The 13,224-nt window shown below is 65.3% G+C and carries 15 protein-coding genes, 1 tRNA gene and 1 pseudogene; 9 read left to right on the top strand and 8 right to left on the bottom strand.

From position 1 onward, the window contains the following. Nucleotides 1–2: 2 nt before the first annotated feature. The gene (locus ACQR1F_RS08490) at nucleotides 3–1,019 is read right to left on the bottom strand and encodes an ABC transporter permease (protein WP_434912885.1); all 1,017 of its coding nucleotides are present in this window, start codon (nucleotides 1,017–1,019) and stop codon (nucleotides 3–5) included. 325 nt (nucleotides 1,020–1,344) lie between these two features. After that, nucleotides 1,345–1,920, bottom strand: a complete 576-nt coding sequence (locus tag ACQR1F_RS08495; protein ID WP_434912820.1) for a cupin domain-containing protein — start codon at nucleotides 1,918–1,920, stop codon at nucleotides 1,345–1,347. A gap of 475 nt (nucleotides 1,921–2,395) precedes the next feature. Between ACQR1F_RS08495 and ACQR1F_RS08500 the strand changes: the two are divergent. From ACQR1F_RS08500 to ACQR1F_RS08525, 6 genes and pseudogenes are all read left to right on the top strand, one after another. After that, a pseudogene (locus tag ACQR1F_RS08500) lies at nucleotides 2,396–2,651 on the top strand (IS110 family transposase); the annotation flags it as partial. Between the two features lie 86 nt (nucleotides 2,652–2,737). Next, nucleotides 2,738–3,079, top strand: coding sequence for a hypothetical protein (locus tag ACQR1F_RS08505; RefSeq protein WP_434912821.1), 342 nt, complete (start codon nucleotides 2,738–2,740; stop codon nucleotides 3,077–3,079). Between the two features lie 785 nt (nucleotides 3,080–3,864). Continuing rightward, nucleotides 3,865–4,593: a hypothetical protein gene (locus ACQR1F_RS08510; RefSeq protein ID WP_434912822.1), complete on the top strand. Its 729-nt coding sequence runs from the start codon at nucleotides 3,865–3,867 to the stop codon at nucleotides 4,591–4,593. Between the two features lie 239 nt (nucleotides 4,594–4,832). Next, nucleotides 4,833–5,057 carry a hypothetical protein gene (locus ACQR1F_RS08515; protein ID WP_434912823.1) on the top strand — a complete coding sequence of 75 codons (225 nt, stop codon included), beginning with the start codon at nucleotides 4,833–4,835 and terminating at the stop codon, nucleotides 5,055–5,057. Nucleotides 5,058–5,177: 120 nt separating this feature from the next. Beyond that, nucleotides 5,178–6,395, top strand: a complete 1,218-nt coding sequence (locus ACQR1F_RS08520) for a hypothetical protein (RefSeq protein WP_434912824.1) — start codon at nucleotides 5,178–5,180, stop codon at nucleotides 6,393–6,395. A 21-nt stretch (nucleotides 6,396–6,416) separates the two neighbouring features. Then, complete coding sequence (locus ACQR1F_RS08525; protein WP_434912825.1) at nucleotides 6,417–6,638, top strand: hypothetical protein; 222 nt, start codon at nucleotides 6,417–6,419, stop codon at nucleotides 6,636–6,638. Nucleotides 6,639–6,664: 26 nt separating this feature from the next. Here the strand turns inward: ACQR1F_RS08525 and ACQR1F_RS08530 are convergent. Both ACQR1F_RS08530 and ACQR1F_RS08535 read right to left on the bottom strand, forming a co-directional pair. Then, nucleotides 6,665–6,749: transfer RNA gene (locus tag ACQR1F_RS08530), tRNA-Leu, on the bottom strand. Nucleotides 6,750–6,885: 136 nt separating this feature from the next. Further along, nucleotides 6,886–7,134, bottom strand: a complete 249-nt coding sequence (locus ACQR1F_RS08535) for a FliM/FliN family flagellar motor switch protein (protein ID WP_315717718.1) — start codon at nucleotides 7,132–7,134, stop codon at nucleotides 6,886–6,888. Between the two features lie 65 nt (nucleotides 7,135–7,199). Between ACQR1F_RS08535 and lipB the strand changes: the two genes are divergently transcribed. Beyond that, complete coding sequence (gene lipB / locus ACQR1F_RS08540; protein WP_434838307.1) at nucleotides 7,200–7,922, top strand: lipoyl(octanoyl) transferase LipB; 723 nt, start codon at nucleotides 7,200–7,202, stop codon at nucleotides 7,920–7,922. Between the two features lie 2 nt (nucleotides 7,923–7,924). Here lipB and ACQR1F_RS08545 read toward each other — a convergent pair whose 3' ends face one another. Next, on the bottom strand, nucleotides 7,925–8,353 hold the full coding sequence (locus ACQR1F_RS08545) for a tautomerase family protein (RefSeq protein WP_434912826.1): 429 nt from the start codon (nucleotides 8,351–8,353) through the stop codon (nucleotides 7,925–7,927). Between the two features lie 108 nt (nucleotides 8,354–8,461). Here ACQR1F_RS08545 and ACQR1F_RS08550 point away from each other — a divergent pair, with 108 nt between their 5' ends. Together ACQR1F_RS08550 and ACQR1F_RS08555 are read left to right on the top strand one after the other, a co-directional pair. Beyond that, on the top strand, nucleotides 8,462–9,319 hold the full coding sequence (locus tag ACQR1F_RS08550; RefSeq protein WP_434838308.1) for a LysR family transcriptional regulator: 858 nt from the start codon (nucleotides 8,462–8,464) through the stop codon (nucleotides 9,317–9,319). 59 nt (nucleotides 9,320–9,378) lie between these two features. Then, on the top strand, nucleotides 9,379–10,425 hold the full coding sequence (locus ACQR1F_RS08555) for a helix-turn-helix domain-containing protein (RefSeq protein WP_434912827.1): 1,047 nt from the start codon (nucleotides 9,379–9,381) through the stop codon (nucleotides 10,423–10,425). A 13-nt stretch (nucleotides 10,426–10,438) separates the two neighbouring features. Here ACQR1F_RS08555 and ACQR1F_RS08560 read toward each other — a convergent pair whose 3' ends face one another. The 3 genes from ACQR1F_RS08560 to ACQR1F_RS08570 are packed head-to-tail and all read right to left on the bottom strand — an operon-like array spanning nucleotide 10,439 to nucleotide 13,118. Further along, entirely contained in the window at nucleotides 10,439–11,875 is a 1,437-nt protein-coding gene (locus tag ACQR1F_RS08560; RefSeq protein WP_315804922.1) for a TIGR01777 family oxidoreductase, read from the bottom strand. Beyond that, nucleotides 11,872–12,531, bottom strand: a complete 660-nt coding sequence (locus tag ACQR1F_RS08565; RefSeq protein ID WP_315804921.1) for a DUF4166 domain-containing protein — start codon at nucleotides 12,529–12,531, stop codon at nucleotides 11,872–11,874. The genes ACQR1F_RS08560 and ACQR1F_RS08565 overlap by 4 nt, the downstream gene beginning before the upstream one ends. Before the next feature lie 17 nt (nucleotides 12,532–12,548). After that, entirely contained in the window at nucleotides 12,549–13,118 is a 570-nt protein-coding gene (locus tag ACQR1F_RS08570; protein WP_315804920.1) for a GbsR/MarR family transcriptional regulator, read from the bottom strand. Between the last annotated feature and the right edge of the window lie 106 nt (nucleotides 13,119–13,224).

Here is a 13,224-nt window from a genome sequence, read left to right on the forward strand (position 1 = left end):
GCTCAGCCCTCGAACCTGACGCGGGGATCGACCAACGTCGCGAACACGTCGACCGCGAGATTGAGCAGCACGTAGAGCACGGCCATCATCAGCACGAAGCCCTGCACCGCCGCGTAGTCGGAAGCGATCATGGCGGCCACTGCATAGGCGCCGACGCCTTGCCAGCCGAACACCTGCTCGATCAGCACGTTGGAGCCGATCAGGAACGAGAACACCATGCCGAGCACGCTCGAGACCGGCAGCAGCACGTTGCGGAAGGCGTAGGCCATCAGGATCTTGCGCACCGGCAGGCCGCTGGCGCGAGCCGTGCGGATGAAATCGCTGCTCAGGGCCTCCAGCATCGCGGCCCGCGTGATCCGCGCGATCGGCGCCAGCGCGAACAGGCCGAGCGAGATCGCCGGCAGGATCAGTTGCGCCAGGGCCGCGCGCAACACCGGCCAGTCGCCGGCGATGACGGCGTCGATCGTGTAGGCCCCGGTGACGCGGGGGGGCGGCGAGAAGGCGATCTCGTCGAGCCGGCCGAGCGGCTGCGGCGCCCAGCCGAGCAGGAAGTAGAAGATGTAGACGAACAGCAGGCCGACGAAGAAGGTCGGAAACGCGGCGCTGACCGTGACCAGCGCACGGCAGGCATGATCGACGCCGCCGTCGAGACGCGTCGCCGCCCAGACTCCCATCGGGACGGCGATGCCGATCGCGAACAGCAGCGCGAAGGACGACAGTTCCAGCGATGCAGGCAACCGTTCGAGCAGATCGGTCAGCACCGGCTGCCCGGTCGTGAGCGAGCGGCCGAGATTGCCATGCGCGAGGTCGGCGATGTAGCTCACGAACTGCACCGGCAGCGGACGATCGAGGCCCAGCGTGGCACGGATGCTGGCGATCGACGCGGCATTCGCCGCAGGCCCGGCGAAGAACGCGGCAGGATCTCCCGGCAGCGCGCGCGAAATGAAGAATGTGAGAACGACGACGCCCACCAGGCTCGGGATGGTGCCAAGCAGTCGCTTCCAAACGAAAGCCATCAGCGGTTCGCCTGCCATCATTCGCTGCGGCGACGGCTTGCGCCGCACGCCTCAGCGGGTGAGGCCCCATCGACAGTCGGACGCAGCCGGGGGCAGTCGGCATGCATCACAGTCATGTCGCTGATTAAGCAAGCGCTATGCCATGATCGCCGCACAGCCTCTGAAATGCAGGGATATGCGGAACTGCTGTGATTTAACTTCCGCGCAGCTCTGCCGTGAGGTTGCGAACGCAGAGGTTCCAAAGCCCTCTGCATCCGTTCTCGTCACATGCATGAAATTCATGCAACGATCCGATCATACGGGCCGCCTTGCGCCAAAGGAACCGGTTCTAGTGAACCTGCGGGGTGTTGACCCAGACGATCCGCGCTTCGTCCGGTCCAACGTTACGATAGCTGTTGGTCAGATACGCCTTGAAGAAGAAGGAGTCGCCGGCGGTCATCAGATAGGTCGTGTCGTCGATGGTAAGCTCGATCGTGCCCGACACGAGGTATCCGACGGCTTCGCCCTGGTGGGTGATGAGATCGACCTTCTCGCCGCCGGGTGCCACGACGTGAACGTTGGCTTCGAGCAGATTCCCAGCAGCGACCGGCACCAGACGCTCATAGACGACGCCTTTGCCGCCGCGCAGCGCATCGACATGCACTTTGAGCCGATCCTCAGGCTTCTGCACCAGCTTGTAGTCGTCGACCCTCAAGCCGAAGAACGAGGCCATGTCGCGGTCGAGCGCGCGGACCATTTTGTCGAGCATTGGCAGCGACGGCATGACCTTGCCGGCCTCGATCTTGGAGATCATGCTCTCGTCGCAACCGACAGTTTGTGCCAGGTCGCGCATGCGCATGCCCTTAGCCAACCGGGCGCGCCGCAGGCGCAGACCAATGTTCAATGTGCCGTTGTCCGAGCTCACGGGACCGTTTCCAGCGATTTCAACGGGAACGTATATGCATAACAATCAAGTGATTTGCCAGCATGTTATGTCACGCCCGCGGGTAAAATGCGGACGCCAGACCCTGCGCCGCGCAAGGCAAGCCGAGCCGACGGGCCATCGGCGCCTGGCTTTGACATGCGGCAGCTTGGCGACATGGCGTCCCTGTCGGCCACCTTGCGGCGGTCCCGGCAGAACGCGCCGACCAGAGGGAGTGCTTCTGGACGTCGACCGGACATCCCGGTTCTGGCGCCATCGGCAACGATGAGGCAAGACCGCACTCAGCGTCGCCCTGAGCAACGCCGGCGCGCGGCATCGTCACAGGAAGCTTTCTCCACGTTCGAACAGCAGGCATGGCTCGGCCATCTCGCGGCGGCCTGCGCCCGAGCGCTGCTTTCGTTCGACCTCTCCTCCCGAAGAAGAGGCGCAGAGAAGACCGGGTATCGACTGATACCCGCGGTCCGCGTACAGCAAAGCGGTGAGCGCGCTGCTGACGCGTCAAGCGTCGGACAAGGTCAAGACCTGGGACCGGCGGTCGCCAAGCGCTCTGACACCGCACGGTGGTGGTCGCGGTGGCGCGCAAACTCACCGTGATCATGCACGCGATGTGGTGCGACGGCACGGTGCATTGCGTCGATCAGGCCGTCAGCGCCGCCGACGTTGCCGCGCATGCCAAACGCAAGAACCGCAGGCTGCTGGGAGCCCTGGCATGAACCGAAGCAGCAATCCAGCAGCAACGAATAGGCGTCGAGAACGACGCGCGAAGTGATGGAGCTCCGCTGTCAGCGGATGAGAACCGGTGCAGATCGAAGACGACGGAACGCGCGCTATCTTGCCTGCGACGCGGTGCCCGAAGCGGCAGCGCGATCGCGCCAAATTGCCTGTGACGTGGCTCTGTCAGACCGATGGAACAGTGCGCCGCAACGGCTATGCTGTGGCCGACGTGCACCGGCGCGATGCCGTCGCTGAGCGCGGAAAGCTGCACGGGGCATTGGGACTCCTCGCTGTCAAAGAGCTGCAGATCAGGCTGCGTTGCAGACGTGTTCTTGACGATGAGGATGGAAAGCACGATAGCGAAAGCGACAAAGACGATCGTGGCCAAAAAGATCGTGGCCAAAACCCAGCACATCCGACCGATTAAAACGGCAAGATAAAAACGCCTCTCCGCGTCGTAGGTTGGACGGTCGTAAGCGCTTGTTTTGACTACCGGCGCTTTGGCACTCACAAAGATCGTTGTTGCTGCTCAAATCAAATTGGTGAGGTGCATCAATCCTCCGAACGGCACTATTCGCACCCTAGCGTATGTCTGCGCGGGATCGGCGGAATGGAATACTCGACGGATCAATGTGCTTTCGTTGGTGATCCGAGACTGCACAGATGGGCCTGGTGGATCAACACACGGGATCGCCGGGGTCACGAGCGATGGTTGCTCTAGAGGAGCGCATTTTTCCATCCGGGACATGACCGGCACTTATTCGAAACATGAGCAACTTTGTCGAAGCGGATCGCAGGATCGGCATGATGATCGCTCGCGTCTGCCATGGCATGTTCAATCATGCGCCACCGCAATCCTCTCTCCCAACAACCACGTCCTGCTACGGAAGCTAGTCCAACTGCAGCCGTCGAGAGCGCGTCCCCATGCATCCTCGATCGGCCTGCGATCAAACTTACCTGCCCGGGATCGGGCTCAGGATCAATGGAGACCGGCGCACGGGGGTCTCCCCGTGGGCTTCCACTGCAGCCGCCCCTCATCAACGACCTTCAGCAACCTCTTCCATACGGCCGCCCTGCTCTCCGACCGCTGCGGCTGAGAGAGGCCGTGAACGCTCCCAAGCTCGCAACGCTCATGAGCGGCGCTGTTGGTGTTCCCGCATCTCGGTCCCGGTCGATTGCGCGGACAAGGGCCGACGAATTGGGGCCGCAGGCTTGACCATCGTTCGCCGCGAGCACAGGGCGCATTTCACGATCGTGCCGAATGCCGTGTTCACCGACGAACGGCTTTCGGTCGAGGCCAAGGGCGTGCTCGGCTTCCTGCTGTCACGCCCACACAAGTGGCGCGTCCGTCTCGACCATATCGGGCGGACGCTTCTGGTCGGCCGGAAGAAACTGCAACGCATTTTCCGTGAATTGATCTCCGCTGGTTACGTCACCCGGGAGCAGCAGCGACTCGCCGACGGCCAGCGGTTCGGTGAGATCGATTATGTCGTCCGCGACGTGCCGGTACCTGCCAATGTCGCTGGTCCGCCGCGGGGCCGAAACGGACCTGCGGCTCCGCGGGTCCAAAAGGGACCTGCGTATAAAGAAGCACCGCGGGGCCCTAAGGGACCTGCTTATAAAGAAACAGATAAAAACAGACTGCGATCCTCAGCGAACAATCTGCCTCGGGCTTCCCGCAAACATCTGGAGGCCAAGCCGATCGAGGCAGCCCACGACGACGATGATGCCGCGCGGCTCGATCTACGGATCGTCGAGCTGTTTCCGGACAGGGGCGAAGGCTGGGGATTCCTGATCGCCCTGTCGGCGGAGGATCGTGCTGTTCTGCGCGACCGTCAGCGACGAGGTGAGCTCGACCGAATTGCGGTGGACGAATTGCGCAAGAGGTACCGTGCCCTGCGGGACGACGGCCCCGTCAAACCGACGACAAAAGGCCAATAGCGCCGGTTCGGGCGCCGTCGGAAGTGGATCTGCCGCAACGGCGCCTCATGCCGTCAATCGTCAGACTCGGCACCGACTGGCCGTTTCATGCGCAATCCCCGCCAAACGTTCTCCACCGAGAGACCCAGCACTGTTTCAATGGCGCATTTCGGCGTTTCTTGCTGGCGATCGCCCTAGGCGTTTCGTAGAGCCGAACAAGCGCAGTCCGACGGCGATCATAGATCGGATGGAGATCCTCGATGCCCCGCCGCCCAGCCAGGGTCACACAGGCCGATATTGCGCGCGCGATCCGCGCCGCAAAGGAAGCTGGCGCCACTGAGGTCGTGGTCGATACGGACGGCGTGATCAGGATCGCTCTGACCTCGAGCGCGCGATCCCCCCCTCAGCCAAAGAACAATTTCGACGAATTCTGGACGCCGTCCGAAGCTCTTGCGCGCCGCCTCAATGGCACCGAAACCGGGTGAAACACACCTTTCACCGTTGATGCCGAATCCGAGGATTCGTAGACTCCAGGCATTGGTTCAGGGAGCCGACCAATGCCTGAGACGGAACGTCCCGCCCCCCGCGCGCCCGGGGATCGTCGCATGTACCTCTATTTCAACTATTCCGAATCCGGATCGTTGCGCTGGTACGTCAAGGTCAGCCGGAAGGGACGCCGGATCGGGATCGCCGAAGACTACGGTACGAGAGCGTTCGATGCCGCCTATGAGGCGGCGGTCGCCGCACTCGGAGGAGTGTTGCGGATGCGGCGCGTCAAAGGAACCAACAAGCCCGGTCAGCCGGAGCGCCGCTACCTCTACGTCGATGTCAGCCAGCGCGGTCAATTGCGCTACTACGTGCAGCTCCGCAACAAACTGCCAAAGATCCGGATCAAGGCCGCCTACGGTTCTTCAGAATTTGATGCTGAGGTCGATGTCGCCATCGCCTCCCAAATCGCGCTCTACGGACAGGAGAGCGACTACGTCAACGCCCAGAAGCAGCGCAACGCGCCCTGCCCTGCGCGCCCCGCTTCGCCGCCTAAGCCCGGGACACTGCGCTGGTACTGGTACGGATACCGGCAAAGCGATCATTGGCTCGGCGATCTCAGTGTCGGCCATGCCGGTCTTGCCGAGACAACTCGCCTCCAGCGGGCAGGGTTGATTGAAAGCCTGCTGATCGAGAATGGCGAGAAGCCGTTTTCAGTCCTCACGCGCAACGTCATCAAGGCCGAGATGAAGGCGCGGACCCCCTCTCAGGCCGGCAATCTGTTGTCGGCCCTGCGCGGCATGATGCGCTGGATGATCGAGGAAGGCCACCTGGACGAGGACGACGATCCAACGATCGGTCTGCGCTCTGGGAAGGCGCGTGCGTCGCGAGAGAGCGGTGGCTTTCTGCCCTGGACCGAGGATGACATGGCCAAATACCGGGCCACATGGCCGCTCGGTACCGAGGCGCGGCTGATGTTCGATATCCTGCACTACACGTTCCTGCGGCTTGGGGATGCGCATCGCTTCGGGCCGCCGCACCTGCGCCAAATCGTGCGCAAGATGGCCGTGCAGATCACTACCGAAAAAAGCCGTGGCAATACGATGGTGACCGTTCCGGTGCACCCGGAGTTCGCGGAGAGCCTGCGGGCCGCAAGAGCCGCCGGAATCATCGGCGCCGACGTGTTCACCGGAAAGCGCCTGAAGGGGCGCGTGCTGCCGATGAACAAAAAGGCGTGGGCGATGAAGTTCAAGAAGTACGCCGTTCTCGCCGGCGTCAACGAGGCGAAGAAGAGCTGCCATGGGGTGCGCAAGGCGCGCGCCGAAGTGGCTGCCTAAGCCGAATGCACCGAGAGCCAGATGATGGCGATGTTCGGCTGGACCGACCCGAAGATGCCGGCGCACTACATCGCCCAGGCCAACCGCGAGAAGCTCGGCATCAGCGGAATGGACAAGGTGGTCGCGTTCGACCAGGGCCAGTCGCTGGATGATTTTCTGCGGCCTGTCGCGGAAAACAGGACGGGAACGGCCGGCGGGAACGAAGTGGTAACATTCCCGGGTAACATCCGGAAAAAACCGTAACGATTTCAAGGGAAAACGTGGGTTTGTGGTGCGCTCGGAGGGACTCGAACCCCCACGGTGTTACCCACTGCCACCTCAAGGCAGCGCGTCTACCAATTCCGCCACGAGCGCGAAGAAGAAGCCGGAGCCAGAGGAAGGGCGGCACCGGATCAGTGGCGCCCGTGTATCAAATCGATGTCAGGGGGACAAGGCCCGCCCTGCCCTAAAATACCGGATTGTGGACGGTTTTGGCGTGGGCCGTGGCGCGCTATCGCGACGTCGGCGTCGGCGAGCGCGGCAGCATCTGCTTGACCTCGACCGCGATGCGGTTGCGGTCGACCAGCACCACCCCATTTGCGATCGGCAGATTGTTGGCGAGCACCTTGACGTCGTCGGCCTCGGTGGCATCCAGCTCGATGATGGCGCCGCGGGACAGGCGCAGAACCTGGTGGATGGGCATGGAGCAGGTGCCGAGAACGACCATCAGGTCGACTGTCACTTTATCGAGGGTTGACACTGCAGGACCACCGAAGTCACGACTGGATTTTGATTGCCCAGACATCACCATGTTGTGGTTAGCCAATGGTTAACAGCCGCGAAACACTCGACCTGACCACCTTTGCGGGCCCTCCCGGCAACGCCGTGGATTGGCGCATCTCCGATTCGCCGGTCGACTACGCCCGGGCGACCGAATTCATGGAGGCGCGGGCGGCCGCGATCGCCGCCCATGAGGCCGCGGAGATGGTCTGGCTGCTGGAGCATCCGCCGGTCTACACCGCCGGCACGTCGGGCAAGGCCGAAGACCTGCGCGATCCGCGCTTTCCGCTGGTGCCTACCGGCCGCGGCGGCCAGGTCACCTATCATGGCCCCGGCCAGCGCGTGGCCTATGTCATGCTCGACCTCAAGCGGCGGCGCCCCGACGTGCGCGCCTATGTCGCCGCGCTCGAGGAGACCATCATCCGCACCCTCGACGCCTTCAACGTGCGCGGCGAGCGGCGCGAGGATCGCGTCGGCGTCTGGGTCAAGCGGCCCGACAAGGGCGAGGGCCACGAGGACAAGATCGCCGCCATCGGCGTGCGGCTGAAGCGCTGGGTGACCTTCCACGGCATCGCCATAAATGTCGAGCCGGACCTGTCGCACTTCCAGGCCATCGTGCCCTGCGGCGTGACCGATCCGCGCTACGGCGTCACCAGCCTGGTCGATCTCGGCCTGCCGGTGACGCTCGCCGATGTCGACGTCGCGTTCCGACAGGCGTTCGAGAGCGTGTTCGGCGCCGTCAGCGTCGCGCAGCCGGAGACGGCATGAGCTCACGCGGCGCCCTGCTGCGGCGGGACGTCGAGCTTCGCCGCAACATAGCGGCGCTCCTGGCTCAGGCCGCCGAAGCCGTAGGCATCCGCCTTGACCTCGTCGACATGCAGATAGGTCTCGTGATGCAGGGGGCCGATCAGCTCGGACATGCGCGCGAACACCGCGGCGAGATAGGCGGCCTTCTCGTCCTTGGTGTTGGTGCCCTCGCTGACGTGAACGTCGATCCAGTAGCTGGCAAGCCCCTGCTCCGCCAGCGAGGCGCCGCCGGCGAACCAGTCCGCGGCATCCGCTTCCGAGACGATGACGGCGGTGACCTTGGGATCCTTGCGCAGGATGTGCGCGGTCAATTCGGTGATGGCGTCCGCGATGGCCTTCTTCAGCGACGGCGAGCGGCGCTGGCTGGCATAGACGATGTTGATCAACGGCATGGTCGGCTCCCGGTATCCAGCGCGTGACTGCGCTTCGGGAGCAAAGCTAGCCGCGCGCCGCTCATTTTGGTATCTTATCGATATGGATATCAATGATAACGAGTTCATATGACCGCCACGCTCGACATCGCGACCGTCCGCGCCTTTCTGCTGGTGAGCGACCTGCACAGCTTCACCCGGGCGGCCGAGACGCTCGGCACCACCCAGGCCGCGGTCAGTCTCAAGCTGCAGCGGCTCGAAGCGCTGCTCGGAAAGCGGCTGGTCGAGCGTTCGCCGCGCGCGGTCCGGCTCACCGCCGACGGCGCGGCCTTCGCCGAGAACGCCCGCGCGCTGGTTGCCGCGCATGACCTCGCGCTCACCGGGGCCCCCCGCATCCGGCCGCTGCTGTCGCTGGGCATCAGCGATCACGTCGCCGGCCCCGAGCTGGTGCCGATGCTCGAGCAGTTGCATGCTGCCATGGCGGACCTCGTCCTGTCGGTCAGCATCGGCTTCTCGCGCGACCTGCTCGACCGCTACGATGCCGGCAAGCTCGACGCCGTGATCGTCCGCCAGGAGGCGAGCCGCCGCGGTGGCGAGGCGTTGATCACGGACGAGTTCGGCTGGTTCGCAGCGCCCAGATTTCGTCTGCCGGCCGGCGGCACGCTGCCGCTCGCCACGCTCGCACCGCCCTGTGGCGTGCGCAGCATCGCGGTCCGCGCGCTCGAGCGCGCGCGAATCAGCTTCAGCGAGACGTTCGTCGGCGGCGGGGTGACGGCCGTTGCGGCCGCCGCGCGCGCCGGTCTTGCGATTGCGCCGCTGGCCCGCCGGATCGCACCCAGCGGACTGATCGATATCGGAACGGATCTCGGCCTGCCCAAGCTCGGCCGCTCCAAGGTGATGCTGCATGCAAAGGCGGGAGATGCGGCCAAGCGCGCGGCCTTGCGCACGCTGGCCGCGGCATTCCGAAGCGCCGCGATGTCGAAGTAATTGACGCCGACAGGACCTGATGTAGCATGGGTTAATAATCGGAGTTCAGGAGCAGCGGCTTGAACCGTCTCTTGACCGCAGCTGACATCGTCAGCGCCCCAGCAAAGCCGAGCCCGGCCTCGACCGGCGCGACCGGCCTCGAACCATTGCATCGCCACGCGCTGATCCGGACCTCGAACGCCGACGTGCTGCGCGACCTCGCGGGGCGCCGGCTCGGCGCCGAGCGCGTCGACTTCAGGAACGCCGAGCGCTTCGAGGCGATCGTCAACCTGATCGAACTCGAGACCATCGGTCTCGCCTTCGGCACCACGACCTGCGACATGGTCTGCGACCATCGCGCCGCCGACTTCATCAGAGTGCAGATCGCCCTGAAGGGACGCGCGGTCAGTTGCACTCCCGGCGAGGCGATCGACGTCAATGAGCATCAGTTCGCGGTCGCGCCGGCCGGCGTGCCATGGCAGATGGCGTGCCAAGGCGGCCATCGGCGACTGACCCTGCGGCTCGATCCGCAGGCGCTGCGACGGCGCCTCACGGCGCTGGTCGGCGTGCAGCCGCGCACCGACTTCGTGATCGACCCTGCCATTCCGGCCGCCGATCCGCAGGCCCGCAGCCTGATGCGGCTGCTGGACTTCCTGACGACCCAGCTCAACGAGCAGGATACGGCGTTCCCCGCCGCAGTCTATCGCGAGCTGGAGGATGCGGTACATGTCGCCTTCCTCTGCGCCAGCCGTCATCGTTTCCGCGACACGCTCCTGGATCCCTCTCCGATGCCGGATTTCGGCCTGGTCAAGCGGCTCGAGGACTATATCGAGGCCAACTGGCGCGAGCCGATCACGATCGAGCGGCTGGCGCGCGAGGCCGGCGTCAGCGTCCGGTCGATCTTCCGCCTGTTCGAGCGTGTGCGCGGCTATTCGCCGATGGCCTTTGCCAAATCGGTGCGCCTACGGCGCGCCCACGAGATGCTGCGCTCGGGCGATCCCGCCGTCACGGTGGCGGCGGCAGCCGCCGCCTGCAACTTTGCCAATGCCGGACACTTCGCCCGCTACTACCGCGCCACGTTCGGCGAGCTGCCATCGGCAACGATGGCCCGGGGCGAGCGGTCATGACGCGCTCGGCCGCTCACAGGATGGATTCGAGCGCGCTGCGCAGGCTCTGATGCCGGAACACGAAGCCGCTCGACAGCGCCTTGTTCGGCACCACGCGCTGGCCGCCGAGCAAGAGCTCCTCGGCGAAGTCGCCGCCGATCCGGCGCAAGAGGCCGGCGGGAACACGCAGCAGCGCCGGACGCCGCAGGCAGCGCGCGAGCTCGGCGGTGAAGGCGAGATTCCGCACCGGCAGCGGCGCCGTCGCATTGACCGGCCCGGTGATGGCATCGGTCGCGATCACATGGGCGATCAGCCGAACGAGATCGTCGCGCTCGATCCAGGACATCCATTGCAGGCCGGAGCCGAACGGCCCGCCCAGGCCGAACTCGAACGGCGTCAGCATCCGCGCCAGGAAGCCGCCGTCGCGGCCGACGACGAGCCCGATCCGCAGCAGTGCGACGCGGACACCGTGCGCTTCGGCACCGCGCGCCGCCTGTTCCCAGGCGTCGCAGAGGTCATGGCTGAAGCAGGCATGCGACTTGGCCGATTCGGTCAGCGGCTGGTCCTGCCACAGGCCGTACCAGCCGATCGCCGAACCGTTGACCAACACCTTCGGCTTGCGGTCGAGCCGCGCGATCAGGGATACGACCGCTTCCGTCGTAGCAAGCCGGGACTGCAGGATCGTCGCGCGCCTGGCCGCGGTCCACGGCGCGTTGCCGATCGGCTCGCCGGCCAGGTTGACGATCGCGTCGATACGGGTGCCGGAGGCGAGCTGATCGAGACGTGTGATCAAGGTCAGCGGCGCCGGCAGCATGGCGGCCTTGGCCGGGTCGCGGACCAGGGCGACGACGTGATGGCCGGCCGCGGCGAGACCGGCCGCCAGCCGCGCGCCGATGAAACCGGTCGCACCCGTGATCAGGATGGTCTGCGCTGGCGGCAGCGCCGCGACCAGCCCGGCCGCATCCGGCTGCGACATCCGCGCAAGGCGCCGGGCCGCGGCGAAGTCGCGCAGGCCGCACAGCGCGGCGCCAACCGCGGCAGCAGCAGCAATCCAGCTCAGCACGCCGGCATAGGCCGGCACGATCACCGAAGGCCGCATCGCCCAGCCGATCAGCAGCGGCACCAGCAGCATGAGGATCGCGCCGTAGTTGATGGCGAGCAGTGTGTGATTGACGCGTTCGCTCGGCGGCAGCTTGCGCGTCAGATCCTCCTCGACGAAATCGGTGAGGGTGATAGCGATCTCGGCCAGAAGCACCGCGAGCACGAGGATCGCGAACAATCCATGCACCTCGCACCAGCCGAGGACGGCGAACAGCAGCGCATAGAGCCCATTGCGGACGCCGTGCAGCTTGAGCTCGCCCCGCTGTGACGGGCGCCAGGCCAGGCGCTCGGTGAACTCATGGTGATAGAAGGTGTCGAACACGCCCATCACGATCTGAAGCGCGATCAGGGACCAGAGCAGCGGCGTCATGGTGCGGACTCCCGGAACACGGCGCTCTGGCGGATGATGCGCCCGAAGCGCGGATGGACGATCTCGAGCGAGAAGCGAAAGACGCCGCTGCCGAGATCGGAATGGGTGACGGTGAGGTCGCCGGGCGTGAGCCATGCCGGCAGCACCCAGCGCCGGCCGGCGAAGTCGAACGTGTAGCCGGCGCTATGGAAATGAAGCGCGCCATCGGCGACGCCGACGCGCAGGCTCATGCTGAGGCCCCAGCCGAGATATTCCTCGAGCCCCGTCGGACCGGCGAAGCGCTTGGCGGAATGGATCACCTGCGGGAAGCCATGCGGGCGCCCGCAGATGCGCGTCCAGATCTGGCCGCCACTCGCCGCGTCCTCGGTCACCGCGACGATCATCGGCACGCCGATGTTCGCGCGCGTCGGCAGCGGCCCGCCGATCAGCCGCGCCAGATGCGCGAACCAGAAGCCGGCACGGCTGATCTCGGCCTGATCGACCTCGCCGACATAGACGACGGTGGCGCCATCGGCGAGGCGCTTGGAGAAGCGGCGCCAGATCGACACCGGCAGCCGTCCCCAATCCTCGGCCGACAGCAGCGCACGAAACCTGTGATCATCATGAAGCCTGGCGCTGGCGGGCGTTGAAAGTCCGGGATGTCGCATGGTCACCATGACGCCCTCCACTCTCTTCAAACGCTGCCGGACCTGGACCTTCCCGACGGCAGCAGGTTGACGATCTTCTCGCCGAGCTTGATCAGCGTGACGAGGCGCGGCCGCGGCACCTTCAGCATCTGCACGTACCAACGGTCGACCAGCTCGGTGAACGCCAGCATGTCCTTCAGCCGCTTGGCTGCGACCGCGCTGATCGCGGGATCGCCGGTCGCCTCCGCGACGCAGGCGCGCAGCGCCGCGATGGCGGGATCGATCTCGCGTTCCTTGCGGCCGGCCGCGATCCGCTGCGCCACCTCCCAGATGTCGGTCTCGGCCTCGAAATGATCGCGGCGGTCGCCGAGGATCGGCACGCGCCGGATCAAGCCCCAGGCGAGCAGCTCCTTCAGCGAGTTCGAGACGTTGGAGCGGGCCATGCCGAGCGTGTCGGCGATGTCCTCCGCCGTCATCGGCTTCTCGGCGAGGTACAGCAGCCCGTGGATCTGGCTCACCGAGCGGTTCACGCCCCACTGGTCGCCCATGTCGCCCCAGTTGAGGATGAAGCGCTCGACGGCGGGAGGAAGTTTTCGATGACCTGCAATTTCTGTCATGACAGAAATATCTGACTGAAGAGAGTGAATGTCAAGAGGCGCGGCTTTGAACCGGACTGGCGGCCGGCCAGACGGATGTTACGGCGCACATTTTGCGCCTGCCGAC

It is taken from the genome of Bradyrhizobium sp. HKCCYLS3013, from assembly GCF_051167615.1.
Classification (GTDB): domain Bacteria; phylum Pseudomonadota; class Alphaproteobacteria; order Rhizobiales; family Xanthobacteraceae; genus Bradyrhizobium.